The organism is Streptomyces sp. NPDC001933 (assembly GCF_042890955.1).
GTDB lineage: Bacteria > Actinomycetota > Actinomycetes > Streptomycetales > Streptomycetaceae > Streptomyces.
Window position 1 is genome coordinate 40017 of record NZ_JBIASS010000024.1, and the last position, 26152, is coordinate 66168.

At 73.9% G+C, this 26152-nt stretch carries 14 protein-coding genes; 4 read left to right on the forward strand and 10 right to left on the reverse strand.

The features are described from left to right. Positions 1 to 8: 8 nt before the first annotated feature. On the reverse strand, positions 9 to 2228 hold the full coding sequence (locus ACFYY7_RS37740) for a prolyl oligopeptidase family serine peptidase (RefSeq protein ID WP_388668514.1): 2220 nt from the start codon (positions 2226 to 2228) through the stop codon (positions 9 to 11). A gap of 80 nt (positions 2229 to 2308) precedes the next feature. On the opposite strand from ACFYY7_RS37740, the gene ACFYY7_RS37745 reads away from it, so the two are divergent. After that, entirely contained in the window at positions 2309 to 2725 is a 417-nt protein-coding gene (locus ACFYY7_RS37745; RefSeq protein WP_388668517.1) for a hypothetical protein, read from the forward strand. 64 nt (positions 2726 to 2789) lie between these two features. Here ACFYY7_RS37745 and ACFYY7_RS37750 read toward each other — a convergent pair whose 3' ends face one another. Together ACFYY7_RS37750 and ACFYY7_RS37755 are read right to left on the reverse strand one after the other, a co-directional pair. Further along, positions 2790 to 3527 carry a hypothetical protein gene (locus tag ACFYY7_RS37750; RefSeq protein ID WP_388668520.1) on the reverse strand — a complete coding sequence of 246 codons (738 nt, stop codon included), beginning with the start codon at positions 3525 to 3527 and terminating at the stop codon, positions 2790 to 2792. Between the two features lie 109 nt (positions 3528 to 3636). Continuing rightward, positions 3637 to 4344, reverse strand: a complete 708-nt coding sequence (locus ACFYY7_RS37755) for a TetR/AcrR family transcriptional regulator (protein ID WP_388668523.1) — start codon at positions 4342 to 4344, stop codon at positions 3637 to 3639. Positions 4345 to 4532: 188 nt separating this feature from the next. Between ACFYY7_RS37755 and ACFYY7_RS37760 the strand changes: the two genes are divergently transcribed. Genes ACFYY7_RS37760 through ACFYY7_RS37770 form a run of 3 tightly spaced genes read left to right on the forward strand, consistent with a single transcriptional unit; the run spans position 4533 to position 6087 of the window. Next, positions 4533 to 4766: a hypothetical protein gene (locus ACFYY7_RS37760; protein ID WP_388668526.1), complete on the forward strand. Its 234-nt coding sequence runs from the start codon at positions 4533 to 4535 to the stop codon at positions 4764 to 4766. A gap of 19 nt (positions 4767 to 4785) precedes the next feature. After that, positions 4786 to 5274, forward strand: coding sequence for a hypothetical protein (locus tag ACFYY7_RS37765; RefSeq protein ID WP_388668529.1), 489 nt, complete (start codon positions 4786 to 4788; stop codon positions 5272 to 5274). Between the two features lie 60 nt (positions 5275 to 5334). After that, complete coding sequence (locus tag ACFYY7_RS37770) at positions 5335 to 6087, forward strand: thioesterase II family protein (protein ID WP_388668532.1); 753 nt, start codon at positions 5335 to 5337, stop codon at positions 6085 to 6087. 78 nt (positions 6088 to 6165) lie between these two features. Here ACFYY7_RS37770 and ACFYY7_RS37775 read toward each other — a convergent pair whose 3' ends face one another. The 7 genes from ACFYY7_RS37775 to ACFYY7_RS37805 are packed head-to-tail and all read right to left on the reverse strand — an operon-like array spanning position 6166 to position 26045. Next, entirely contained in the window at positions 6166 to 8214 is a 2049-nt protein-coding gene (locus ACFYY7_RS37775) for a beta-ketoacyl synthase N-terminal-like domain-containing protein (protein ID WP_388668535.1), read from the reverse strand. Beyond that, positions 8211 to 11507, reverse strand: a complete 3297-nt coding sequence (locus ACFYY7_RS37780) for an amino acid adenylation domain-containing protein (protein ID WP_388668538.1) — start codon at positions 11505 to 11507, stop codon at positions 8211 to 8213. Before ACFYY7_RS37780 ends, ACFYY7_RS37775 begins: the two co-directional genes overlap by 4 nt. A 5-nt stretch (positions 11508 to 11512) precedes the next feature. Then, positions 11513 to 15478, reverse strand: coding sequence for an amino acid adenylation domain-containing protein (locus ACFYY7_RS37785; protein WP_388668541.1), 3966 nt, complete (start codon positions 15476 to 15478; stop codon positions 11513 to 11515). Beyond that, positions 15475 to 20154, reverse strand: coding sequence for an amino acid adenylation domain-containing protein (locus ACFYY7_RS37790; RefSeq protein ID WP_388668544.1), 4680 nt, complete (start codon positions 20152 to 20154; stop codon positions 15475 to 15477). The genes ACFYY7_RS37785 and ACFYY7_RS37790 overlap by 4 nt, the downstream gene beginning before the upstream one ends. Continuing rightward, positions 20154 to 21206 carry a MupA/Atu3671 family FMN-dependent luciferase-like monooxygenase gene (locus ACFYY7_RS37795; RefSeq protein ID WP_388668547.1) on the reverse strand — a complete coding sequence of 351 codons (1053 nt, stop codon included), beginning with the start codon at positions 21204 to 21206 and terminating at the stop codon, positions 20154 to 20156. The genes ACFYY7_RS37790 and ACFYY7_RS37795 overlap by 1 nt, the downstream gene beginning before the upstream one ends. Continuing rightward, positions 21191 to 24706 carry an amino acid adenylation domain-containing protein gene (locus tag ACFYY7_RS37800; protein ID WP_388668550.1) on the reverse strand — a complete coding sequence of 1172 codons (3516 nt, stop codon included), beginning with the start codon at positions 24704 to 24706 and terminating at the stop codon, positions 21191 to 21193. Before ACFYY7_RS37800 ends, ACFYY7_RS37795 begins: the two co-directional genes overlap by 16 nt. Beyond that, a complete protein-coding gene (locus ACFYY7_RS37805; RefSeq protein ID WP_388668553.1) occupies positions 24699 to 26045 on the reverse strand; it encodes an MFS transporter in 1347 nt (448 codons plus the stop codon). The genes ACFYY7_RS37800 and ACFYY7_RS37805 overlap by 8 nt, the downstream gene beginning before the upstream one ends. Positions 26046 to 26152: the final 107 nt, after the last annotated feature.

A 26152-nucleotide genomic window follows, 5' to 3' on the forward strand; every position in this document is an offset into this window, starting at 1 on the left:
TCCGCGATTCACGGCTTCGGTGTACGACCAGGTGTACGCGCGGCGGGACTCCCGCGTTCAACACCCAGGGACTTCCGGAGGAAGTCCCGCTCCAGCAGCAACAGATTGCCTGCCGCCTCCCGGGTGACCAGATGACCGGCCCCGGACAACGGCAGCACCGTGTGCGGCCGGCCCGCGGCCAGCAGCGCGGCGGAGAACCGCAGCATGTGGGCGACGGCCACATTGTCATCGGCAAGTCCGTGCACCAGCATGAGCGGGCGGGTCAGCCCGGCCGCCTCCGCGAGCAGCGAGTTGCGCTCGTAGTTCTCCGGCAGCACGTCCGGGTGGCCCAGGAACCGCTCCTCCCAGTGGGTGTCGTAGAGCCGCCGGTCGGCCGGCGCGGCTCCGGCCACCGCGGCGTGGAAGATCTCCGGATGCCGCAGCACGGCGGCAGCGGCGAGATACCCGCTGAACGACCAGCCGCGCATGGCGACCCGGGCCGGGTCCAGAGCGGAACACCGCGCGGCGGCCGCGTGCAGTGCGTCGATCTGGTCGTCGAGCACAGCCGTCAGCCGGTCTCCGTGCACCGACTTCTCCCAGGCCTCCCCCCGTCCCGGAGTGCCCCGGCCGTCCGTGACCAGCACCGCGAAGCCCTGCTCGGCGAACCACTGGGCGACCGCCACCCACCAGGTACGCACCTTGAGGACGACCTGCATGCCGTGGCCGGCGTACGGGTTGAGCAGCACCGGCAGCGGGGCGTCGCCCGGCCGGTGCCACGACGGCAGGTACAGCCGGCTGCGCAGCTCCCGCTTCCCCAGGCTCAGCGCCGCGGGCCGCGGGACGACCAGCGGGGTCTCGGCGAGGACCGCGATCCGGCCCACGGGCGTTCCGTCCCGCAGCACGGTCACCGTCTGACCGTCCGGGGTCCTGCTGTCCAGCACCACGGTGGGCCCGCCGACCGCGGCCGTGTGCACGCCAGGGGCCTCGCTGACACGCACGGGAGCGGCGGCGCCACTACCGGGGGCCGCCGCTTCGTACGACCAGACATGGACCTCGGTCGGCTCCTCGCTCGCGGTGAAGAAAACTCTCCCGCCGCTCGATCCGACCACCTCGCGGACCTCCAGCCCCGGGGGCGTCGGCGCGCCGCCGACCTCCAGCCCCTGGGTGTCGCCGCCAGGACGCGCGGGAACGACGAGCGCACCGCAGGGGAGCCGCGACGGTGTCCCGGGCCGCAGGGCGACCCACGCCCGGTCGTGGGCTCGGCTCAGGACGCTCGTCCCGCCCGTGCCGGGATCGACCGCGAGCACGTACACCGAACGCTGGTCGCGCGTCTGCACGGAGACCAGCGGCCCGTGACCGTCCCACGCCGCCGACACCACGTACTCGAACGACCGGTCCGTCCACACGCCCTCGGGATGGTCCGCGTCCGCCTCGCGCGGCAGCCGGACCGCGAGCCGCTCCCCGGACACCCGCACCAGGTGGAGCGAGACCTCCGCGTTCGCGGTGCCCGCCGCCGGATACGCCATCTCGCGCGCGGGCCGTTCCGGGCGGGCCGGATCGCTGATGTAACGGCGCGCCACCATCGAGGTGTCCACCCGCGCCACCAGCAGCGCATCACCGCGGGGCGACCACCAGTAGCCGCGCGAGCGGCCGATCGACTCGGCCGACACATGGTCGGACAGCCCGTACGTCACCCAGTCGCCGTCCGGAGCGGCGAGCACCCGGTCGTCCGTCCCCTGAGCCGTGACGGTCCGCAGCGCGCCGCCGGAGACGTACGCGATCAGCGTGCCGTCCGGCGAGGGCCGGGGATCGACCACCGGACCGGTGGTCCGGATCCGGCGCGGCGCGCCGCCGTCCGTCCGCACCACCCAGAGTTCGCCGTCGAGGGCGAAGGCCGCGAGCCGCACCTGTGCGTCGGTCGCGTAGGACACCACACCCGACGACGTCTCCCTCGCCCGTTCGCGGCGGGCCAGTTCCTCCGGCGGCACCCGGCCGCCCGCCGGGTCGCCGTGCCCGGCCCCGAGCGGATCGGCGAGCAGCCGCTCCTTCCCGTCCTCGTACAGCCAGAGCCGGCTGACCCGGTCCGTGCCGGACGCGGAACGCACGAAGAGCACCCGTGCGCCGTCCGGCGAGACGGTGAAGCCGCGGGGCACCCCGAGCGAGAACCGGTGGGTCCGCCCGAACTGCTCCGGGAACCGCTGGGTGTCGTCCGTCGGGGCGTCGGTCTCGGCATCGCTGGTAGGAATCATGGCGACACCATGACAGGTGGTTCTCCCGGCGGCGGAGCGAGGGGCGTGGACTGTCAGTGGCGTCTGCGACGCTGAGCGGTATGACACTGAGTAGTTTCAGCGACCTTGAGCAGGCCGTTCGCCGGAGTTGGGGCGCGGACACCACGACACCGGTACACCGGGCGGAGTGGACCCCGGACAACCCGGCGCGCGATCAGTGCGGAGTGACCGCGCTCGTGGTGCACGACCTCCTGGGCGGCGATCTGATCCGCGGCGAGGTCCACGTGGACGGTGAGCGGGTCGACTACCACTGGTGGAACCGGCTGGGCATGGGCGTCGAAGTCGATCTCACCCGCGAGCAGTTCCGCCCGGAGGAGATCGTCGTCGGCGGGGAGGTGATCGTACGGCCGGCGGAGATCGTGCGGCTGCGCGAGGAGTACGAGCTGCTGCGCGACAGAGTCCTGGCGGAGCTGAGACCGGCCGGCGCGACGCCGCCCGCCGGCTGCCGGCCGGTCTGAGCCGGTAGCGGCCGGCGCCCCGGGCCGTCCGGCGCCCGTGGCTGTCCACGGGCGCCGGGCCGGATCAGTTCGCCGACGAGCCGTCGTCCGCGCGGAAGACCGCCCGTCCCTCGCGCAGGCGGGCGAAGAGGAGCGCCCGGTCCAGCTGTTCCTCCTCTTCTTCGTCCTCCTCATGGGAGAACACCTCGTCCACCAGCAGTTCGCGCAGCCGCTCCTGCACGCCCTCGCCGTACCCCTGCTGGAAATCGTCCAGATCGAAGTGGGTGTCCGCCTCCACCGCGGCGATCGTGCTGTGCTCGTCCTCGATGACCAGCCGGGCGCGGATGGTGCGTGCCTGGAGCGTCTGGTCGTTGTAGTGGCCGTAGACGATCCCGGCCTCGATGTCACCGCCGACGGACATCTCCCCGTCGGTGTTCACCGCGCGGGCCGTGACATCGCCGCGGACGGCGATGACGGAGTCGGGGCCGCAGTCGGTCAGGCAGCCCTCGACGACGAGCGAACCGGTGACCACGAAGGGGGCCGCCACGTCCAGGTGGCCCCGCACCAGGAGGTCGCCGTGGTGGAAGAACGGCTCGCGGATCTCCTGGTCGCCGGTCAGCGCGCGCTCCGTACGGGTGTCGTCGCCGAGCAGGCGCCCGCACAACTGCGGTATCAGCGGCACGTGGTCGGGATCGGGATCGTCGCGCAGTCCCGCGACGAAGTCCTGGAAGCTGTCGAAGTCCGGCCGGGTGTACTCCGTCAGCCAGCCGCTGTCGTCCGGGACCCCGGCGGCCCAGCAGGCTTCGGACAGCGTGACGCGCATTGCCTCCGCGACCGGCGGGCGGCCGCCAAATCGATGGGCAGCGGCCCGCCCTCCACCGCGACGGCGGCGGGAGTGGCGGTCCCGAGGGGGGTTCTGTTCAACGAGTCGCTCATGGCAGGACTTTACGATCCGCCTCTGACGACTCGGCCGGGTCCGCGGGGTCGTCGCGCTCGGCGTCGAGCGCGGCGCTGCGCCTGGTGAGCGTGCCGTTCTCCAGGCCGAGTTCGCGTTCGGCCGTGCTGACGGCCATCCGCTTGACCGCCTCGGGGCGGTCGGCGGCTTCGGTATTGGCGTGGGCGCCCAGGCCGTCGATGACGACCAGGATCTGAATCGTCGTCACATACGGGTCGGCGGTGCGGAACTCGCCGCAGCGGACGCCGTCACGGACGAGGTCCTCCAGACGGCCCCGCCACAGCGTCTCCTGGTGGCCGACCCGGTCGCGGAGCGCGGGGCGGTAGCGGCTGAGGTGCCGGGCGTTGATCCACAGCCGGCTGATGTCGTCGTACGCGGCGCCCGTCGCGAGCGCGAAGAAGCGGGCGAGCCGGTCCGTGGGCGACTTGGCTTCCGGCTCCGCCGGGAGCAGTGTGTTCAGTTCGGCATGGGCGGCGGTGCCGAACGCCTCGGCCACGAGGTCCTCGACCGCCGGGAAATAGTGGCTGATGAGACCGGGGCGTACGCCGAGCTGCTCGCCGATCCGGCGCAGCGTGATGCACTCCAGCCCTTCGGTCAGGGCGACGGCCGCCGCCGCGTCGACGATTTCCGCACGCCGGTCCGACGGGGACTTCCGGATCCGCTTCCGCTGAGGGCTTGACGACATACCGCGATGCTATTGACGCCGCGACCAATGGGCAACCAGTGGGTGGACCGGTGCCCGCAGGCCGCGGAACAGGCCCCGAAGGTCCGCGGAACAAGCCTCCGAGCCGCCGCCGCAACTGCCGATCGCGGCGGGCGGCGGACCCTAGCGTCGTTTCCTGCAAGCCATCACCGATGCCATGGAGGACAGGGATGAACAACAGCATGCGTACCGCGGCCGCCGTCGCAGCCCTCGTTGCCGGTCTCGTCACGGTGGGCGGCACCACCGGTGCTGCCGCCGCCGAGCGTCCGGAGCGGATCACCAGCCAGGAGCAGCTCGCCAGAAGCATCGCGCAGGCGGTCGCGGCCGAGCAGCAGAAGGGCGCCGTCACCGACGGCGTCATCGGCGGCATAGTGATCAACCCGACCAGCCTGCGTTCCTGCTGACGAATCGGAGGTGAGCACCGTGGACAGCACTGCGGACCCTGCCCGGGACGGGCGGGAAAGCCCCCTCAGATGGTGTCCGAGCGGCGATGCGAGCCGCCCGGAGAGCGTTGTTCTCGGCGTACGGTCCGGGGAGCACGGCCAGGTCGCCTACCTGGCCGAACCCGTGCCCGCCGCCGATGTTCTCGGCAGCATCCCGGAGGGGATCGCCCCCAATCGGGTGCTGCGGTTCGCCTCGCACTGCGTGTCGGACTGCGCGAACCGGGTCGGCGAGGCCTGCGGGCTGATCGGACGCATCACGACCGTACCGGCCGAGCCCGGTCCGGCCGCGGTGCCGCGGTGCCACCTCCGCCCGCACTGCAAGTGGTGGAACCAGGTCGGTGTCGAGGCCTGCCACCGCTGTCCGGCCCTGACGACACTGGAACCCCGCGACAACGAACTCGCCGTTCTCGTCGCGGACCCGGCGACCACCCGTGAACAACTGGAGAACTGGATCGCCGACGCACAATGAGCCGATACCGTTCACGGAGCCGGCCCGTGGCCGGACCGAGAACATGAGAGAAGGGATGTCGTGGACAACTGGATACGGTGTTTCCGCCCGGCCCCCGACGCCGCGGCACAGTTGCTGTGCTTCCCGCACGCAGGTGGTTCGGCCAGTGCCTACGTCCCGCTGTCGACGCAGGTCGCGGGGGTCGCGGAAGCACTGGTCGTGCAGTACCCCGGGCGGCACGACCGCATCGCCGAACCGTTCGCCGAACGGTTCGGCGATGTCGTGCACGCGGTACTGGCCTCGCTCCCCGCGAGCGGCGGCCGGCCGCTGATTCTGTTCGGCCACAGCATGGGCGCGCTCCTGGCGTACGAGACCGCACGGCGCCTCGCGGCAGTGGGGCGGGAGCCCGCGGCGCTGTTCGTCTCGGGCAGCGAGGCCCCGTCGCTGCCGCGGCGCGTGCGGCTGCCCGAACAGCCCGGCGACGACGACCTGATCCGGGAGATGCGGCTGCTGTCCGGCACGGACGAGGAGCTGCTGGCCCAACCGGAGATCCTCGAACTCGCACTGCCGCCGCTGCGCGCCGACTACGCCATGCTGTCCCGACGCGTCCACGTTCCCGGGCCGCCGCTGCGCTGCCCCCTCGTCGCGCTGACGGGTGACAACGACCCCCGGGTCGACGTCGACGCCGTACAGGTGTGGGAGCGGGAGACCGAAGGGCCCTTCGAGCGGCACGTACTGCCCGGCGGGCACTTCTTCCTGGGCGACCACCTGCCCCGCGTCGCGGATCTCATCGCCGCGCACGTGCCCGGACGAACGGTGCGTACGGGCGTCTGACACCGCACGAGGCACAGGGCTCGGGCCCCGCCCCCGGAAACCTCCGGGGGCGGGGCCCGAGCCCTGTGCCTCGTCGACTCACTCCGCCTCGAACTCCGAGAGCAGGGCGTCGAGGGAGTCGTCGCCGTCCCGTGCCGCGACGATCCGGCGGGCCATCTCGTGCAGCGTCAGCTGCTCCAGGAACAGCGTGATCGGGACATCGAGGTCGAAGTCGTCCCGGAGGCAGCCGACCAGGTGGACGGCGGTCAGGGAGTCGCCGCCGGCCGCGAAGTACGTCATCTCCGGGTCGTCGGCGGCCTCCAGCCCCAGCGCCTCGGCGATCAGCGCGCGGACGTCCCGCTCCAGGCCGGCGGAGCGGCCGCCCGGCTCCGGCTGCTCCCCGCCCGGTGCGACCGGCGCGACGGGTACGAGGCGGTAGGCGCCATGGCTCTCACCGGCGAAGGGATACGTCGGCAGCGCGACCCGTCGGCCGGCCCCCTCCCGTACCACCTGCTCACCCGCCAGCCAGGCCTCGCCGAGCGGGTTCGGCCCGCCCAGGCCCACTGCACCGCCCGAGGCCAGCCCGGCCAGCAGCTCCGCCGCCTCGGCCCGGCCCCCGGCCCGCACATAACCGCGCACGGCCAGCGGGGCACGGCCCACGCGGAGCGTGTGAGCGGTGTCGGCGAGGGACGGGGCGCCCGGGGCCCGCAGCGCCCCGGCCAGCCGGCCGGCCACCGCATCGAGGTCCTCCCGGGTACGGGCGGACAGCAGCAGGACCTCCGGCGCACCCCCGGCCTCCGGCGGTCCGGCCTCGATACGCCGCGGCGCCTCCTCCAGGACCACGTGCACGTTGGTGCCGCCGATGCCGACCGAGCTCACCCCGGACCGCCGGGGACCGTGCTCGGGCTCCGGCCAGTCGGTCGCCCGCCCGATCAGGTGGAACGGCGAGTCGTCGAAGCCCAGTTCGGGGTGCGGGCGGCCGGCGTCGGCGTTCGGCACCAGCGTCGCGTGCTCCAGCATGAGCACCGATTTGATCAGCGCCGCCACGCCCGCCGCCGCGTCCAGGTGACCGATGTTCGACTTCACCGAGCCGATGCCGATCCGCCCGGTGCCGAGCGCGCCCTTGAACGCGGCGGTGGCCGCCGCCGCCTCGATGCGGTCGCCGAGCGCGGTGGCCGTGCCGTGCGCCTCCAGGTACTGGGCATCGGCCGGGTCGAGACCGGCCGCCGCCCAGGCCTCCACGATCGCGGCGGTCTGCTGGTCGACGCCGGGCGCCGTGAACCCGACCTTGGTGGCACCGTCGTTGGTGACGGCGCTGCCCCGGATGACAGCCCTGACCGGGTCGTTGTCGGCGAGCGCGTCGGACAGCCGGCGCAGCACCACCACGCCCACCCCGTTGCCGGGCACGGTCCCGCCGGCCCGCTCGTCGAAGGGCCGGCAGCGGCCGTCCGGCGAGTAGATGCCGCCCTGCTGGTGGACGTAGCCCCGCTTGCGCACCGTGTCCACGGCGACGCCCCCGGCCAGCGCCGTGTCGCACTCGCCGAGCAGCAGGGACTGCACCGCGAGGTGCACCGCCGTCAGCGAGGTCGAGCAGGCCGTCTGCACCGTCAGGCTCGGACCCTCCAGGCCCAGCCGGTAGGAGATCCACGGGGCGAGGAACTCGCGGTCGGTGAGGATCCGCACCTGGAGCGCCCCGAGGGACGCGGCGAGCCGCGGGTCGGTCTGCGCGGCCAGCATGTGCTCGGTGGGGCCGCCGCCGACGTACACGCCGGTACGGGCCTGCCCGCCCAGCGGGCTGCGGCCGGCGTCCTCCAGCGCGGACCAGGCCGTCTGCAGGAGCAGCCGGTGCTGGGGGTCCAGGGCCGCGGCCTCGGTGCGGTTGAAGCCGAAGAGCTCCGCGTCGAAGCGGTCCGCGTCCGCGAGATGGCCCTTGGCCGGTATGTGGTCACGGCCGCGCACCTCCTGCGGGTCGGCGCCGTCGGCGATCAGCTCCTCCTCGGTGAAGTCGGTCACCGAGCAGAGCCCGCCGAGCAGGTTCTCCCAGTAGGTGTCCAGGTCGGGGGCGCCGGGGAAGCGGCCGCTCATCCCGACGACCGCGATCGCGGAGTCGGCTGCGAGGGGCTCGGCGGCGCTTGCGTTCTCGGTCATCGTGTGGTGCCTTTCCGGTAGCTGAGTCGTCGGGCGGCGGCGGTGCGTCGTGCGTGCCGGTCACTGCCGCGCGCGGCGGCCGTGTCGGCGGGAGTGCCGGTGGCCGGAGCCGCGGCGGCGGCCCCGAGGGCCGCCCGGTCCAGGTGGGCGGCCAGGGCGCTGACGGTGGGGTGACGGAACAGGTCGACCAGGCCGAGTTCGCCGTACGTACCCATCTCGCGCAGGGCGGACAGGACGCTCAGCAGCCGGATCGAATTGCCGCCCAGGTCGAAGAAGTGGTCGGTGACGGCGACGAGTTCGAGATTGAGCACCCGGGCCCACAGACCGGCCACCAGCTGCTCGGTCGCGGTGCCCGCGACGGTGGTCGAGCCGTCCGGCCGGCACCGCACGGTGGCGGGTTCCGGCAGCCGGGCCCGGTCGATCTTGCCGTTGCTGCTCAGCGGCATCTCGTCCAGCCGCACGAACACCTCGGGCACCATGGACCCCGGCAGCCGCCGGGCGAGATGGGCGCGCAGCTCCGCGTCCGGTGGCGCCGCCCCGTCCCGGCCCACCACGTACGCCACCAGCCGCTGCGCGGTGCCCGTGCCGCGGACGGTGGCCGCCGCCAGCGCGACGCCCGGCGCACCGGCCAGCAGGGTCTCGATCTCGCCGAGCTCGATGCGTACGCCGCGCAGCTTGACCTGGAGGTCGGAGCGCCCGAGGTAGTGGATGAGCCCCCGCGCGTCGATCCGGCCGAGGTCGCCGGTGCGGTACATCCGGGTGCCCGGTGCGCCGTGCGGGTCGGCGACGAACCGTTCGGCGGTCAGGGAGGGCCGGCCGATGTAGCCGCGCCCCAGCGAGGCACCGGCCACGTAGATCTCACCGGCGACCCCGGCGGGGACCGGCCGGAGCCGCTCGTCGAGCACATAGACCCGGGCCCCGGGCACGGTGCCGCCGAGCACCACGGGCTCACCGGGGGAGAGGTCCCCGGTGGTCGCGTAGACGGTCACCTCGCTGGGGCCGTACGCGTTCACGATCCGCCGTCCGGGCGCGCTGAGCCGCTCGACCAGCTCGGCCGGGCACGCCTCGCCGCCGACCGCGACGGTCCGCAGCTCGGGCAGCTGCCCGGTCAGGTCGGGCAGCAGCATCGCGGCGGACGGCGGCAGGAAGACATAGGTGATGCGGGAGTCCCGCAGCCGGTCCAGGAGGGCCTCGCCGATCCGTTCGTCCTCGTCCGGTATGTGCAGCTCCGCTCCGGCCACCCAGGGGAAGAAGAGGTCGGAGACGGCGACGTCGAAACCGAACGAGACGAACTGCAGCACCCGGTCGTCGGCGTTCACCGGGAAGGAGTGCCGGACCGCCCGGGTGAGATTGATCAGCGCCCGGTGCTCGATGGCGACGCCCTTGGGGACGCCGGTGGAGCCCGAGGTGAACAGGACGTAGGCGAGGTCCTCGGGGGCCGGTGTCCCGCCGGTCGTGACGGCACCCGGTGCGACGGGGTCCGTGACGGCCGGCCGGTCGACCCGGATGCACGGCACCTCCAGGCCCGCCGCCTTCTCGGCGGTCTCCCGCGAGGTCAGCAGGAGCCCGGTGCCCGAACTGTCCACCATGTGCCGGAGCCTGGCCTCCGGGTGGGCCTGGTCCAGCGGTACGTACGCGCCGCCCGCGCGCAGCACGGCGAGCGCCGCGATGCCCTGGTCGGCCGAGCGGGGCAGGAGCAGACCGACCCGGAAGCCGGGCCGCACCCCGGCGGCGCGCAGCCGGGCCGCCAGGGCGTCGGCCCGGGAGAGCAGTTCGGCGTAGCTGAGGCGGAGGTCGCCGCAGACCAGCGCGGTGGCATCGGGGCGTTCGGCCGCCCGGTCGGCGATCAGGTCGGGCACCAGGCGGTCCAGCGGCGCGGCCTCGGCGAGGCGGTCCGCACCGGCGATGGTGCGGCGGGCCTCGTCGGCAGGCACCAGCTCCACGCAGGACAGCGGTGCGGACGGGTCCGCGAGGAGACCGGCCAGCAGCGTGCGGAAGTTCTCTGTCCAGCGGCGGACCGTCGCGGCGTCGAACAGCTTGCTGCGGTAGATGAACTGGGCGGCGAGTCCGGCGCCCCACCGCTCCACGAACAGGTGGAAGTCGAACTTCGCGGTGTCCAGCGTCAGCGCCAGCCGTTCGGTGACGGCGCCGGTCAGCCGCAGCTCCGATGCGGCCTCGTCCTCGTAGCTGAGCGCCACCTGCACCACCGGGTCGTGGCTGGTCTCACGGACCGGGGCCAGGGTGTCGACCACCGCCTCGAACGGAGCGTCCTGGAAGGGCTGTGCCGCCATCATCGAGGCCCGGACGCGGCGGGTGAGCTCGTCGAGCGACGGGTCGCCGGACAGGTCCACCCGCATCGCCAGGGTGTTGGTCAGCATCCCGACCATCTCCTGGAGTTCGGGCCGCTCGCGCCCCGACGACGGATAGCCGACGACCAGGTCCTCGCCGCCCGTGAGCCGGGAGAGGAACGCGGCGTACGCGGCGAACATCGTCATGAACGGGGTGGCGCCCGAGGCCGCGGCCACCTCGGCCAGCCGCTCCCTGACCTCGGTGCCGAGCAGGAAGCGCTCGGTGCCGCCCGCGGCCGTGCGGACCGGCGGGCGCGGGCGGTCCAGCGGCAGCTCCATGGTGGTGGGCGCGCCGCGCAGCCGGTCGGTCCAGTGCTCCACGGACGCCTCGAACGCGCCGTCCGCGGCGCGCTCCCGCTGCCAGGCAGCGTAGTCGGGGAACTGGAGCGGGAGTTCGGCCGGCCGGTACGTCAGCCCACGGGCCTCGTGCCGGTACCCCTCGGACAGTTCGTCCAGCATCAGGCCGAGCGACCAGCCGTCGCAGACCAGGTGATGGGCGACGAGGAGCACCCGGTGGCTGCCGTCCGCCACGGCGTACACGGTGCAGCGCAGCAGCGGACCCGCGGCCGTGTCGAAGGGGAGGGCGGCCTCGGCGCGCACCAGGGCCTCCGCGTCGGCGGCCGGCACGTCCCGCCGGACGGTGAGCCGCACCCGCCCGAGGGCCGAGACGCGCTGCGCCGGGGTGCCGTCGTCGGCGGTCCGGAACACGGTCCGCAGCGCCTCGTGGCGGGCGACCAGCGCGTCCAGCGCGCGGCCGAACGCGTCGGTGTCGAAGGGGCCGTGCACCGCGAAGGCGACCGGCACGTTGTACTGGGCGGAGCCCGGATTCAGCTGGTCGAGGACGAGCAGGCGGCTCTGGGCGTCGGAGGCGGGGAACTCGTACTCCTCGTCCCCGCAGCCCTCCCCGGCGTAGAGGTCGATGAGCTCGACGGCGTCGACGGTCATGGTTCTCAGTCCCCTCGGAGGGCGGTTTCGAGGACCGCGGCGATCTCGGCCGCCGGGCCCGGAGTGAGTACGTCGCTGTGACCGCAGTCCAGTTCGTGCACATCGAGCGCGGCGGTCACGCGCTGCCATGCCTCGGTCTTCTCTGCAGTCGTCGGCCAGTCGTCGTGCGTCGCGGAGAAGAGCGTCGTCGCCCCGTCGTAGGGGGACGGGTGCCAGTCCCGAACGAGCCGGGTGTGATGAATCCCGGCGTCGACGAGGGTGTGGAGCTGCGCCTGGGAGAGACCGTCGAAGGTGTCCGCGCGGGCCTGGGCGAACAATGTGGAGCGCTTCAACGGGCCGTTGGGCAACGGCAGTTCCGGCGCATGGGAGCGGTGCAGGATGCGCAGCATCTCGTCCTCGACGGCGGCCGGGTCCAGCGGTGTGCCCCTGATCTCTTCCGGCATCGGCATGGCGTCCACCACGGCGAGCATCCGGACCTCCTCGCCGGCCCGGCGCAGCCGCACCGCGAGTTCGTGGACGAGCGGACCGCCGAAGGATCGGCCGAGCAGCAGATACGGTCCGTGCGGCCGGAGCTCACGCACACTGCGCAGATAAAGATCCGCCATCTCGCCCATCGTGGACGGGAGTTGATCGACCCCGGTCAGCAGTGCCGGGCTCTGCAGGGTGTGCACCGGGCGGTCCGGAGCGAGGTGCGGCAGCAGGTTCACGTACGACCAGCTGAGCCCGAGCCCCGGGTGCACGCAGATCAGCGGGGTGCGGTCGCCGCCGGTCCGCAGGGTGAGCACATGCTCCAGGCTGTTGTGGTGCGGCCCGTCCGGCGCGGTTGCGGACCCGGGGCGTTCGCGGGTGCGGCGCAGCGGTGTCCGCGCGGCGGGGCCGTCGGCGGACTGCGGCGCGTCGAGCCGGGCGGCGAGACCGGCCGGGGTCGGCGCGTCGAACAGGGCGGACACCGGGATCCGTACGCCGAGCACCGTCTCGATCTTCGACTTCAGGCGCAGCGCGGTCAGCGAATGGCCGCCCGCCTGGAAGAAGTCGGTGTCGGGCCCGACCGCGGGGACCCCGAGCACCGTGCCGAACAGGGCGCACAGCTCCCGCTCGCGCGGGGTGCGCGGCGCCCGGTGGGCCACCGGTTCCCCGGTGGGTCCGGGGGCGGGGAGCGCGGCCCGGTCCGCCTTGCCGTGGCGGGTGAGCGGCACCTCGTCGATCCGGGCCCACAGGGACGGCACCAGGTGCGCGGGCAGCTGCCGGGCGGCATGGGCGCGCACCCCGGTGAGGGTCCGCTGCCACTGCTCCTCCCCGCCCCCGCCCCCGCCCCCGGCCGGCACCAGCCAGGCGGCCAGCAGCTTGCCGCCTGCCGCGTCCCGCCGGGCGCCGACCACGGCCCGCGCCACCCCGGGGCAGCCCGCGAGCGCGGCCTCGACCTCGGCGGGCTCCACCCGGAAGCCGCGTACCTTGACCTGGTCGTCGGCCCGGCCCGCGAACTCCAGGACACCGTCCGCCGTCCAGCGGGCCAGGTCCCCGGTGCGGTACATGCGGCTGCCGGGCGGCCCGTACGGATCGGCGACGAACCGCTCCGCGGTGGCGGCCGGCCGGCCGAGATAACCCTGGGCGAGACCGCTGCCGCCGATGTAGAGCTCGCCGGTGGAGCCCACCGGGACGGGGCGCAGCCGGGCGTCCAGGACATGGGCGCGGGTGTTGTCCAGGGGCCGCCCGATGGGGACGGCACCCGGACGGCCCGCGGAGGGGCCGGCGGCCGTGTACGCGGTGGCGAACACCGTCGTCTCGGTGGGGCCGTAGCCGTTGACGACCACCGTGTCCGGGCAGTGCTCCCGGATCCGGAGCACGGTGTCGGGCGCCAGGACGTCGCCGCCGGACCACACCTCGCGCAGTCCGGACAGCGCGCCGGGCGCGATCTCCGCGACGGTGCGCAGCAGTTCGGGGGTGAGCATGAGCGCGGTGACCCACCGTTCCCGTACCACCCGCTCCAGCAGTTCGGGGGTGACCGCCTCGGCGGGAGCGACGACCACGGTCCCGCCGTTCAGGAGCGGGACCCACACCTCGTAGGTCGAGGCGTCGAACGTGTACGGGTTGTGCAGCAGCACCCGGTCGTGGGCACCGCCCGCGAAGCGGCCGTCGGCGGCGAGTTCGGTGATCGCCCGGTGCGGGACGACCACCCCCTTGGGCTCTCCGGTGGAGCCGGAGGTGTAGATCGCGCAGGCGGCGGACCCGGGCTGGTTGTCGACCCGGCCGAAGGGTGCGGGGGCGGACTCCTCGGTGATGTCCAGCACCGCGACACCGGCGGGCAGCCGGGCGGCGGCCGGGGCCGTCCCCCCGGTGAGGACCAGGGCGGGTCCCACCGCAGCCATCAGCCGGGCCAGCCGCTCCGTCGGGTGCGCCGGGTCCAGCGGGAGCCAGCAGGCGCCCGCCTTGAGGACCGCGAGCTGGGCCACGACCAGGGACGCCGAGCGGGGCAGCAGCAGGGCCACGGTGTCGCCGGGCGCCACCCCGGCCCGGATCAGACGGCCGGCCAGCCGGTCCGAAGCGGCGTCGAGCCCGGCGTAGCTGAGCGTCTCGCCGTCGGTGTCGACAGCCGGTGCGTCCGGGGTGCGGGCCACCCGGTCGGCGAACCGCCCGGTCAGCGTGGCGGGTCCGGCGGGGGTGCGGGCCGGGCCGTCGGCCAGGGCCCGCAGGTGGTGCCGCTCCGCCACGGGCAGGGCGTCGATGTCCGCCACCGGGGTCCGCGGCGAGCCGGCCAGCTGCTCCAGCACGTGCGCGAGGCGCTCGGTGACGGCGGCCGCCGGGATGCCCCGGCGGCAGCTCACCGACAGCAGCAGCCGGTCCTCGGCGACCGCCGCGATCGTGACCGGGTAGTGCGTGGCGTCGTTCACGCTCACCAGGCGGACGGCACCGGGACCGTCGTCGCTCCCGGAACCGCGCGGGAAGTTCTCGAAGGCGATGATCGAGTCGAAGAGCTCACCGGCCCCCACGGCGCGCTGCACCTCGGCGGCGCGGGCGTGGTGGTGTTCCAGCAGCCGGGACTGCTCGTCCTGGATCCGGCGGAGCAACTCGTCCACCTGCTCGCCGTCCCGCAGCCGGACCCGTACCGGCAGGGTGTTGATGAACAGGCCCACCATGGACTCGACACCCGGCAAATCGTGCGGGCGCCCCGAGACGACCGCGCCGAAGACCAGGTCGCGGGAGCCGGTCAGCCGGGCCAGGACCAGCGCCCAGGAGACCTGCACCAGGGTGTTGAGGGTGACGCCCGCCTCGGCGGCCCGCCGGACCAGCCGCTCGGTGAGGCCGGTGGTCAGCCACAGCCGCGAGCGGTCGGGCGCCGTGTCCGGTCCGGCCGGGGCCAGCAGCGCGGGCCGTCCCAGGCCCTCCAGCGACTCGCACCACGCCGCTTCGGCCTTCTGCCGGTCCTGACCGCCCAGCCACACCAGGTAGTCCCGGTAGGGCGCGGCGGGCGGCAGCGGCCGGCCCGCCACGAGGGCGGCGAGGTCCCGCTCGACGACCGGCATCGACCAGCCGTCCAGCAGGATGTGGTGGAAGGACACGATCAGTTCGGCGCCGGTGTCGTGACGCAGGAACGTGGCACGGACCAGGGGCGGGCGGGCCACGTCGAAGCGGAGCGCCGCGTCCTTCCGCAGCACCTCCTCGGTCCGCGTGGCCGCCCCGTCGGGGGTGAGACCCGTCAGGTCCACCTCGGTCCACGGCACCCTGACCGCCTTCGGCACGACCTGGACCGGCCGGTCCAGGCGCTCGTGCCGGAAGCAGGCGCGCAGATTCGGATGCCGGTCCAGGAGCGCGGCGACCGAGGCCCGTACCGTGTCCCCGGCGATCGCGGGGCCGACCAGGAAGCGGGCCTGCACCAGGTACGGGTCCGGGCCCTCGGTCTGCCGGGCGGAGTGGAACAGCAGGCCCTCCTGGAGCGGGGAGAGCGGCAGCACGTCCGCGATGCGCGCGTTCATCGCCGTCCCTCCCCGTCGGTCGCGTCGAGGTCGCCGAAGTCCATCTCCTGCGCCAGCAGTTCGAGCTGGTCCCCGGTCAGGTCGACGAGCGGGAAGTCGGACGGGGCGTGGGAGGCCGCGCCGTCCGGCCCGCAGTGGTCGGCGAGGACGCCGAGCGCCTCGGACCACGCCCCGGCCAGCGCGAGCACCTCGTCCTCGGTGAACACCCCGGACGGGTAGGAGAAGCTCGCCTCCAGCACGGGCTCACCGTTCTCCTCACGGGCCAGCACATCCACCTCCAGGGCGTGCGCCAGCGGCACGGCGTCCGGGCCGGGTTCCAGCAGCCGCCCGCCCGCCGCGTCGGTCCCGGCGAACCGGCCCAGATAGTTGAAGCGCACATCGGGCGCGGGGAGCGCGGCGAGTGCCGGGCCGGTCTCCGGGTGGAGGTAGCGCAGCAGACCCCAGCCGAGCCCGCCGGCGGGCACCGCCCGCAGCTGCTCCTTGACGCACTTCAGGGCCTCTCCCGGCCGGCCGCCGGGAGCCACCGCCGCCGCACCGATGTCCAGGCGGACCGGGTACTGCGTGGTGAACCAGCCGACGGTGCCGGACACGTCAACTGGGGTGGAGACGGCCTCGCGGCCGTGGCCCTCCAGATGGACGACGAGCGAGGAACCGGTGCCGCGCCGCTGGACGGCCGCGGCGGTCAGGGCGGTCAGCATCACCGCGTCGGGGCGGCAGTTGAAGGCGCCCGGCAGGGTGAGGAGCACACTGCGGGTGAGCCCGGGGTTCAGATCGAAGGTGAGGGTCTCCCGCCGGCCAGCCGCTCCCCGGCCATCGGTGAGCCGGGCCGTATCATCCGCCAACTGCCGTTCCCACCAGTGGAGTTCGCCGATCCTTAGCCCGGCCTCCTGGGAGAGCAGCCGGGCCCACCGGGTGAACGAGGCGGTCCTCGCGGGTGCGGCGTCGCTCCCGGGTCCGCCGTCCAGCGCCGCGGCGAGCTCCTGCCCGAGCACCCGCCAGGAGAACCCGTCCACGGCCAGGTGGTGCACGGTCAGCAGCAGGGCACCGGGCCGGTCCGGGCCGGGGTCGAGCCACACCGCCCGCACCATCTCGCCGTCCTCGGGGCGCAGGGTGACGGTGCGCGCGAGCTCGGTCGCCCGGGAGTGCAGATCGGCGTCCGCGGGCACCGCCACCCGGACGGCCCGCGCACCGCACGGCTCGCCCACCTCGGGTACCTGGAGCTCCCAGCCGGTGTCGTCCTCGCGAACCAGCCGCATCCGCAGCGCGGCGTGCCGCGCGGTCAGTACGGCAACGGCCTCCTCGATCGCCGCGAGTCCGGTGCCGGAGCCCAGGGGGAACAGCATGGACTGGGTGAACGCGGCCGTGTCCCGGACCTGTTCGCGCCACCAGTGCATCACCGGGGTGAGGGGCAGCCGCCCGGTCCCGGTGTCCTCGGCCTCGGGGGCGTCGCCCTCGGGCGTACGGGCCAGCACGGCCAGCCGGGCCGGGGTGCGTACTGTGAACACGTCGTGCGGCGAGAGCACCAGACCGGCCGACCGGGCCCGCGCGGCGAGCTGGATCGCCATGATGCTGTCGCCGCCGAGCCGGAAGAAGTCGTCGTCGACTCCGGCCTGTTCGACGTCCAGCAGCTCCGCGAAGAGTCCGCACAGCACTTCCTCGCGCGCCGACCCGGGCAGCCGGACAGTGTCCGTGGTCCGGGCGGCGGGCGCGGGCAGGGCGGCCCGGTCGAGCTTGCCGTGCGACGACAACGGCAGCGCGTCCAGCGCCACCACGGCCGCCGGGACCATGGCCGCGGGCAGCCGCCCGGAGGCGTGCAGCAGCAGCCCGTCCTCGTCGACCGCCGCTCCCGGCGCGGGCACCACGTACGCGACGAGCTGCGCCGTACCGCCCCGGTCGTGCCGCACCACGGCCACCGCCCGTTCCACGGTGGGGTGTTCGGCGAGAGCGGCGGCGACCTCACCGGGCTCGATGCGCAGCCCGCGCAGCTTCACCTGCTCGTCGCCGCGCCCGAGGTAGTACGTGTTCCCGTGGTCGTCGCGGTGGGCGAGGTCGCCGGTGCGGTACATGCGGCTGCCGGGCGGACCGTAGGGATCGGCGACGAACCGTTCGGCGGTGAGCGCGGCACGGCCCAGGTAGCCCCGGGCGAGCGCGCCACCCGCCAGATACAGCTCACCGCCCGCCCCGGCGGGTACCGGCCGGAGCCGTTCGTCGAGGAGGTAGGCGGTGGTGCCCGCCACCGGCGTGCCGATCGGCGGCGCCGTTCCATCGGCGTCCAGCGGAGCCGAGACGGTGGAGACGACGGTCGACTCGGTGGGCCCGTACGCGTTGTGGAAACGCCGCCCAGCGACGGCCCAGCGGGCCACCAGCTCCGGCGGGCAGGCCTCCGCGCCGACGACCAGGGCGCGCAGATCCGGATGCGGTCCGGCCGGCACGGTCGCGAGCACCGACGGCGGGACGAACGCGCAGGAGATCCGCCGCCCGGTCAGCACCGCCCCCAGTTCCTCGCCCACGAGCGGGCCCCGGGGCGGCAGCACCAGCGTTCCGCCGGAGCCGAAGGCCAGGCACAGTTCGCCGACGGAGATGTCGAAGGAGGGCGGCCCGAGCTGGAGCACCCGGCTGTCCGCGCCCAGTGCGATGCCCTCCACCATGGACCGGGTGAGCGCGGCCACCCCGGCATGGCTGACCACGACGCCCTTGGGGGCGCCGGTCGAGCCGGAGGTGTGGATGACATGGGCGGTGTCGTGGAGCTCCGGACCGCCCGGCGGCAGCGGCTCCCCGGCCCAGGCCTCCTCGTCGAGGACCAGGGTCGGCAGACCCGTGTCAAGCGGCGTGGCCCCGGGTTCGGTGACCAGGAGCACCGGCGCGGCCTCCGCGAGGACCCGGCGGATGCGCTCGGCCGGGTGGGCGGGGTCGACCGGCAGATAGGCGGCGCCGGCGCGCTGCACGGCCAGCGCCGCCACCGGCCAGTCGCTGCCGCGAGGGAGGGCGAGGGCCACGATCCGCCCGGGACCGGCACCCCGGCTCACCAGATTCCCGGCCAACCGGGCCACCCGGTCGTCCAGTTGGGCATAGCTCAGGGTGTGTCCCGGGGACTCGACGGCCGGCGCGTCCGGCGTGCCGGCCGCCAGTCGGGTCACCAGCTCGGGCAGCGGGACCGCGGCGGGGGCGACGGGCCCGGCGGAACCGGCGAGCAGCTCACCGCGCATGGCCGACGGCACCACGTCGATGTCCCCGATGAGCGCGGCCGGATCGGCGGTGATCCGCTTCAGCAGCTCGACGTAGCACTGCGTCCAGCGGGCCACCGTCGCGGGGCTGAAGACATCGGTGCGCAGCCCGAAGCTGCCCTCCATGCCGTCACCGCTGTCCTTCACCACGCCGACCAGGTCGTGCTCGCCGCCCGTGTGGATCCGCTCGGGCTCCGCGAACTCCTTCATCACCGAGACGCTCGGCTGCTGCGTCAGGTGCATGAACACCCACTGGTACAGCGGTGCCCGGCCCGCGCTGCGCTCGGGCGTGGCGGCCGACACGATCCGGCCCACGGGCACGTCCGCGTTGGCCATCAGATCCGGGAAGTCGACCGCGAACCCGGCGAGCAGATCGGCGAAGGACCGGTCCGCGTCCACCTTCCAGCGGGTCGGCACGGCATTCATGACGTAGCCGATGACCTGGTCGAGCCCCTTGGCCGCGCGGTTGGCGATGGGGGTGCCGATCACCAGGTCCTCGGCGCCGCTGACCCGGTGCGCCAGGACGGCGAACGCGGCCATGAGCACGACGTACACCGAGGCGCCGCGCTCCCGGGCCAGGGCCCGCACGGCGGCGGTGGTCGGTGCGTCGATGTGGAAGGGCACCTGCGCGATGCCTTCGCCCCCGGTGACGCCGCCGGTGCTGCCGGGCACGGTCAGCGGACCGGGCGGGTCGGCGAGATAGCGCCGCCAGAAGTCGAGCCGGCTCGCGAAGACCCCGGACTCCGCCAACTCGCTCTGCCAGGACGAGAAATCGGCGTACTGCACGGCCGGGCGGGTCAGGGGCGGCTCCAGCCCGTCGCGCAGCGCGCCGTACGCCTGCGCGAACTCGTTCTGCAGCACGTCGAACGACCACCAGTCGCTGATGGTGTGGTGCAGACTCAGCATCAGCGTGGAACGCCGCTCGTCGACCCGGACGAACCGGGCCCGGATCAGCTTGTCCCGGCCGAGGTCGAAGGGGCGGCTGCGGAAGGTCTCGAACGCCTCGCCGATCGTTCTTTCGGTGCCCCGCAGATCCTCGCGCTCCAGGTCGAAGGGCCCGTCGTCGGGGAACTCGACATGCAGTCCGCCCGACTCGTCCGTCACGATCCGGGTCCGCAGGATGTCGTGGTGACGCTGGATCAGCGTCAGCGCCGCCTCCAGATGCGCCGGGTCGACGGGCCGCTCGAAGTGGTAGGCGGCGCACAGATTGAGCGCGGGGGTACCGGGATACAGCGAGTCGTACACCCACAGGTCGTGCTGCGCGGGGCTGAGCGGCACCCGGCGGGACGGGTCGCGCGGCGGTATGACGGCGGGTATCTCGCGGGCCCGCCCCGCCTCCAGCATGCGGCGCAGCAGACGGACCCGCTGTTCCCGGCCGAGTGCGACGAACCGGTCGGCCATGGAGGGGGTTGCCGCGACCGGGACGGTGCGCGAAACGGTGGGGGCGCTCATCACAGGTTCTCTTTCAGTTCGGCCAACCGGTGCAGCCCGGCCAGTACGTCGTCCCGTCCGATGCCGAAGTCGATGAAGCAGGCGACCTCGTCGACGCCCAGCTCCGCCAGATCGGCGAGCATCTTGGCGCAGTGGCCCGGGGAGCCGAGCAGACTGCCCCAGCTGAGATAGCGCTCGAACGCGAAGTCGGCGAGCATCGCGGTCTGTTCCTCGGTGAGGCTCGCGGTCGTGGCGTCCGCGGAGCGGTTCGCAGCGGTCTGGCGCACGTACGAGGCGAGGTAGGTCTTGAGGGGGGCGCCGGCCATCCGGCGGACCTCCGCGTCGTCGGTGCCGACGTAGGTGTGGGCCATCAGCGTGACCCGCCCGTGGGCGTCGGTGCCCCGCTGGTCGGGGGCCCCGGCGCAGGCGGTGCGGTAGCGGGCGATCTTCTCGGCCAGCTCGTCCCGGCTCTGCCCGACGGTCGCGCCGAGCACTCCGGCGCGCAGCCGTCCGGCCGCCTCCCAGGTCTCCGGGTTGCCGGACGTGGTGATCCACAGCGGCAGGGTGTCCTGCACCGGGCGGGGCTGGGGCGTGACGGAGACCGGGGTGCCCGTGCCGTCGGGGTACTCGGCGGGCTCGCCCGCCCACAGCGAACGCAGCCGCGGGATCGTCTCCAGGGCGGTCCGCCGGCGGTCCTCGTAACGCTCGGGGGCGAGTGTGAAGTCCTTGGAGTGCCAGCCGGTGGCGACGGAGAGGCCGACCCGCCCGTGCGAGAGGTTGTCCACGACCGCCCAGTCCTCCGCCACGCTCAGCGGGTGGTGCAGCGGCAGCACGACGCTGCCCGCGCGGATCCCGATCCGCTCGGTGGCGACGGCGAGCGCCGCGCTGAGCACCGGAGGGCTCGGGAAGACCTGCCCCACCTGCTGGAAGTGGCGCTCGGGGGTCCAGACGGCGTGGAACCCCAGCCGGTCGGCGGTCCGGGCCACGGCGAGGATGTCCTCGTACGTCTCGGTGTGCCGGGCCCCGCCGGCGGTGGTGCTGTCCGCACCGAAGAACATCACACTGAGGTCCACTGCCACTCCTCCTGCTTTCTGCCGGTCTGGGTCTGGGGTTGCGGACGGCGCGGCACCCGGGGGCGGCGCGGGATGGGGGAAGCGGCGGCGGGCGCGGGGAGGGCGACCGCCCGTTCCAGTTCGACGGCGAAGGCGGCGACCGTGGGCGCGGCGAACAGCTGGGCCACGGTCAACTGCCGTCCGGCGCCGAGCCGGGCCACGGCGCGCACGGCCCGCAGCGAGTTGCCGCCGAGGGCGAAGAAGTCGTCGTCCGGGCCGGCACTCGGCACACCGAGGACCTCGCACCACACGGCGGCGATCTCCTGTTCCATGGCGGTCATCGGGCGCTCCGGGGCGGACCGGCGCCGGACCGGTACCGCGATCCGGTCGCTCTCACCGGCCCGTCGCGGCGGTGCGGTGAGGCCCAGCCGCGACAAAGGGGTGCCGGGGGCGGCCGCGGCAGCCTCCAGGGCCTCGGGGAGGGCGTCCGCGAGCCACTGGACGAACTCCGCCTCCAGCGCCTGCCCGCGGTACTCGAACGTCAGCGTCAGCCCGTCCGGAGCGCCCTCGGCCGAGGTGGAGTCGGTGACGTCCACCAGGAGTTCGAACCGGGCGGCGCCGGTGCGCACTACCTCGACGCCCTGCTCGGCACCGGGCAGCGTGACCTCGGCCCGTGCGTTGTTCTGGAGCGCCAGGACCACATCGGTGAACGGCTGACGGCCCGGGGTCCGCGGCGGATTGAGCGCGCCGACCACGTCCTCGAACGGCACGTCCTGATGGCTGAAAGCGGCGAGGTCCGTCTCCCGCACCCGGGCGAGCACCTCGGCCGCGGTGGGGTCGCCGGACAGATCGGTGCGCAGCACCAGCATGTTGACGAAGAACCCGACGACGTCCTCGACGCTGCCGTCCCCGGCGCGGCCGGCCACCGGGGCGCCGATCGCCAGGTCCTCGCCCGCACCGGCCCGCACCAGCACGGTGGCCAGCGCGGCGTGCAGGGCCATGAAGAGCGTGGCGCCCCGGGCGCGGGCCGATTCGACCACCCGGGCGTGCGCCGCCGCGTCGAGCCGGCGCACCACGACCCGCGCGTCCGGACCGGGTACGGCGGGGCGCCCGGCGCGGCGGGGCAGCAGCGGTCCGCCGGCCGGCAGCCCGTCCAGTTCCTTGCGCCAGTACGTGAGCTGACGGGCGGCGAGCGCGTGTGGATCGGACGGCGAGCCGAGCCGGTCCAGCTGGTGACGGGCGTGCTCCGCGTACTGGACCGAGAGCGGGGGAAGCCCGGCCGCGTCCGCGCCGTCGACCCGTGCCCCGTAGGCGCGGGACAGATCACGGAAGAGCGGTCGCAGCGACCACCCGTCCCCGGCGATGTGATGCACCAGCACCAGCAGCGCGTGCTCGTCCGGCCGCTCCAGCGAGGTGAACAGCGTCGCCCTCACCGGGAGTTCGGTACGCAGATCGAAGCGGTGACGGGCCTCCCGCTCGATCTCCCGGTCCATCGAATCCCCGGCGGTCCGCAGCTGCCGGAACACAGGTCGTGCGGCCGCCCCGCTCAGTACCCGGCGTACGGGGGAGCCGTCGGACTCCTCGAAGACGGTACGGAGCACTTCGTGACGCCCGGCGACCAGGGCCAGCGCGTCGTCCAGCGCGGCCGCGTCGACCGAGCCCCGCAGCCGGACCAGCATCGGCAGGTTGTACGCGGCACCGGCCCCGATCCGGTCCAGGAACCACAACCGGTGCTGCGCGTGCGACACCGGGAGCATCCCGGCGGCGTTGCCGGGCACGGCACCCGGCGCGGGGCGGACCGGGGGAGCGGTGTCGACGAACGGGGCGAGAAGCGCCGGGGTGGGCGCCTCGAAGAGCCCCCGGATGTCGATCTCGGCGCCGAGCACGGTACGGATCCGGCCCAGCAGCCGGGCGGCCAGCAGGGAGTGGCCGCCGAGGGCGAAGAAGTCGTCGTCCGGGCCGACCCGGTCGGTGTGCAGCACCTGGGCGAAGAGCTCGCACAGCGTGGCCGCGGTGCCGCTCACAGCCGCCCGGCCGGTGGCCACCGTCGCGGTTCCGGGCTCCGGCAGGGCGGCCCGGTCCAGCTTTCCGCTGGGGGTCAGCGGCAGTTCGTCCAGCGGTACGAAGACCGCCGGGACCAGGTAGTCGGCCAGCACATCGCGGGCGTAGGCGCGCAACTCCGCTTCCCGGAAGCCCTGTCGGCCGCCGCCGCTCGGTACGACGTACGCGGTGAGCTGGCGGTCGCCCGCCGGGTGCTCATGGGCGACGACGGCGGCCCGGTCGATGCCGGGGTGCCGGGTCAGTACGCTCTCGACCTCGCCCGGCTCCACCCGGAAGCCCCGGATCTTCACCTGGCTGTCGGCCCGGCCCAGATATTCCAGGACGCCGTCGGCACGTCGCCGCCCGAGGTCACCGGTGCGGTAGACGCGTTCACCGGACGGGGAGGCGACGAAGCGTTCGGCGCTCAGCGCGGGCCGTCCGCAGTAGTCGCGGGCTAGGCCCGCCCCGGCGGCGTAGATCTCACCGGCCTGCCCGTCCGGAACCGGACGGAGCTCCTCGTCGAGGACGTACAGCCGCTTGCCCGCCAGCGGCCGGCCGATCGGCACCGGGCCCGCGCCGAGCTCGGCGGCGCTCACCGGGTGGACGGTCAGGAACACCATGCACTCGACGGGGCCGTAGCCGTTGCTCAGCCGCAGCTCCGGCCGGCGCTCCAGGGCGCGGGCCGCGTGCGGCACCGACATCGCCTCGCCGCCCACCAAGAGTTCCCGCAGCCCGTCCATCACCTGCGGGTACTCGTCGACGACGACGTTGAAGAGGGACGCCGAGAGGTACATGGAGGTGATGCCGTGCTCGGCGACGAGCCGGGCCATCAGGAACGGTTCGGGACGCTGCCCGGGGTGCAGTACGCAGGTACCGCCGTTCATGAGCGGCCCCCACAGCTCCAGGGCGAACGCGTCCCAGGACAGCGGCGCGCACTGGAGCCAGACCGCGCCGGGGCCGAAGGACGCGAAGCCCTGCCCGGTGAGGGTGGCGACGATCGCCCGGTGCGGCGCTGCGATGCCCTTGGGCCGCCCGGTCGAACCGGAGGTGAACATCACGCAGGCGATGTCGTCGGGCCGGACCTGGGCGGAGCCGCGCGGCAGCGGCCGCGCCCCGGCGGCGTCCTCGATGTGCACCCGGGCCAGGCCGAGCACCCCGGACGCGGTGTCGCGGGCCGTGACGACCACGGCGGTCCCCGCGTCCTCGGCCATCGCGCGCAGCCGTTCGGCGGGGAAGCCGGGGTCCAGCATCACGTAGCCCGCCCCGGCCTTGAGGATGCCGAGGACCGTCACGACGAGTGCGACGGAGCGCTCCAGGTGCACGCCGACCGTGTCGCCGGGCCGGATGCCCCGCGCGGCCAGCAGGCCCGCCAACCGGTCGGCCCGGTCGTGGAGTCCGGCGTAGTCGATCCGTTCGCCGCCGTCGATCAGCGCCGTCGCGCCGGGCGTCCGCGCCGCCTGTTCCTCGAACAGTTCATGCACGCACCTCATCCCGCTCACCTCCCAGGCGCTCGCTCTGCCCGACCGGGTCCTTGGGTGCGTCGACGTCGGGGAGCAGGGTGTCGATGTCCCTGATCGAGCGGCTGGCGAGTCCCCAGAGGGCGACCGCGGTCCCGCCGATGCCGGCCAGGAACAACATGGCGGCCATGCCGCTGCCCGGACCGTCGCCGACGAGCGGACCGAGCACGGTGAAGAGCCCGGAGCCCTGTGCGGCCATCGGTTCGAAGACGTGGTCGGCGAGCGGCCCGGAGACCGCCATCGCCAGGGGCACGGAGATCTGCGACAGGAACATCACCGCGCCGAATACCCGGCCCTGCCACTCGTGCGGGACCTTGGTCTGCACGATCGTCTGCATCGAGGCGTTGACCACCGTCATGAGCAGGGCACCGACCAGGATGGCCAGGCACCAGCCGGTCACAGTCCCCACCAGGCCCATCACCACCAGGGCGGACAGGCACATGCCGACCACGCCGAGCATCATGCCCCGGCCCCGGTTCGCCGGTCCGCCCCAGGCGGCCATGAGCAGGGCACCGGCCACTCCGCCGATGCCGACCGAGGTGTTGACCGCGGCGAGCGCGCCGTTGCCGGCCCGCAGCAGCACCATCGGCGAGATGAGGGCGAAGCCGAAGACCATCACGAGGTTGACGACACAGAAGTTGACGATCAGATCGCGCAGGCTGGGCACCCGGAACAGGTAGCGCAGCCCTTCGACGGCATCGGCGGTGATCCGCCGGCGCGGTGCGTCGGGATTCTTCGTCACCCGGTCGCCGTTGAAGCGCACGATCTGGATGCCGATCAGGGCGAACGCGTAGCTGGCCAGGTCGACCAGGAGCGTCGGGCCGATCCCGAAGAGCGCGACGAGCAGACCGCCCAGTGCGGGGCCGCCGATCCCGGCGGCACTCTTCGCACCGGCCAACAGTCCGTTGGTGCGGTCCAGTTGGTCCTTGCGGACCAGGAGGGGAACGGCCGAGGACAGGGCCGGGAACTGGAAGGCGGCACAGATGCCGAGCAGTACGGTGGCCGGATAGACCTGCCAGGCATGGAAGGCGCCGAGGTAGTGGAGCAGGGCCAGGGTGCCCACGACGAGGAGTCCGCCGGCATCGGCGATCCGGAGCGCGGAGCGCTTGGGTATGCGGTCGACGATTGCGCCCGCAATGGGGCTGAACACGGCCTGCGGCAGCATGGCGCACAACGACAGGATGGTGACGGCTGTCGCGTTCCCGCCGGCCGACCAGACCTCGACGATGAAGGCGAACCGGACCGCCGCACTGCCCGCCAGGGACACCGCCTGACCGGACCAGACGAGGAGAAAGGGGCCCATTCCCGAGAAACGGCCGGGAATGTCCGTTGATGTCCGGGCGCCCATCAGGACCCGGATCCCTTGTGCACCGGCATCCGGCACACAGTGCCGGAGCCGTCGAACGGTGT

Bases quoted from the DNA above. Each gene is read 5' to 3' on its own strand.
- ACFYY7_RS37805 (WP_388668553.1), bottom strand. From the start codon at position 26,045: ATGGGCCCCTTTCTCCTCGTCTGGTCCGGTCAGGCGGTGTCCCTGGCG.
- ACFYY7_RS37780 (WP_388668538.1), bottom strand. From the start codon at position 11,507: ATGACCGTCGACGCCGTCGAGCTCATCGACCTCTACGCCGGGGAGGGC.
- ACFYY7_RS37790 (WP_388668544.1), bottom strand. From the start codon at position 20,154: ATGAGCGCCCCCACCGTTTCGCGCACCGTCCCGGTCGCGGCAACCCCC.
- ACFYY7_RS37775 (WP_388668535.1), bottom strand. From the start codon at position 8,214: ATGACCGAGAACGCAAGCGCCGCCGAGCCCCTCGCAGCCGACTCCGCG.
- ACFYY7_RS37750 (WP_388668520.1), bottom strand. From the start codon at position 3,527: ATGCGCGTCACGCTGTCCGAAGCCTGCTGGGCCGCCGGGGTCCCGGAC.
- ACFYY7_RS37785 (WP_388668541.1), bottom strand. From the start codon at position 15,478: ATGAACGCGCGCATCGCGGACGTGCTGCCGCTCTCCCCGCTCCAGGAG.
- ACFYY7_RS37760 (WP_388668526.1), top strand. From the start codon at position 4,533: ATGAACAACAGCATGCGTACCGCGGCCGCCGTCGCAGCCCTCGTTGCC.
- ACFYY7_RS37745 (WP_388668517.1), top strand. From the start codon at position 2,309: ATGACACTGAGTAGTTTCAGCGACCTTGAGCAGGCCGTTCGCCGGAGT.
- ACFYY7_RS37755 (WP_388668523.1), bottom strand. From the start codon at position 4,344: ATGTCGTCAAGCCCTCAGCGGAAGCGGATCCGGAAGTCCCCGTCGGAC.
- ACFYY7_RS37740 (WP_388668514.1), bottom strand. From the start codon at position 2,228: ATGATTCCTACCAGCGATGCCGAGACCGACGCCCCGACGGACGACACC.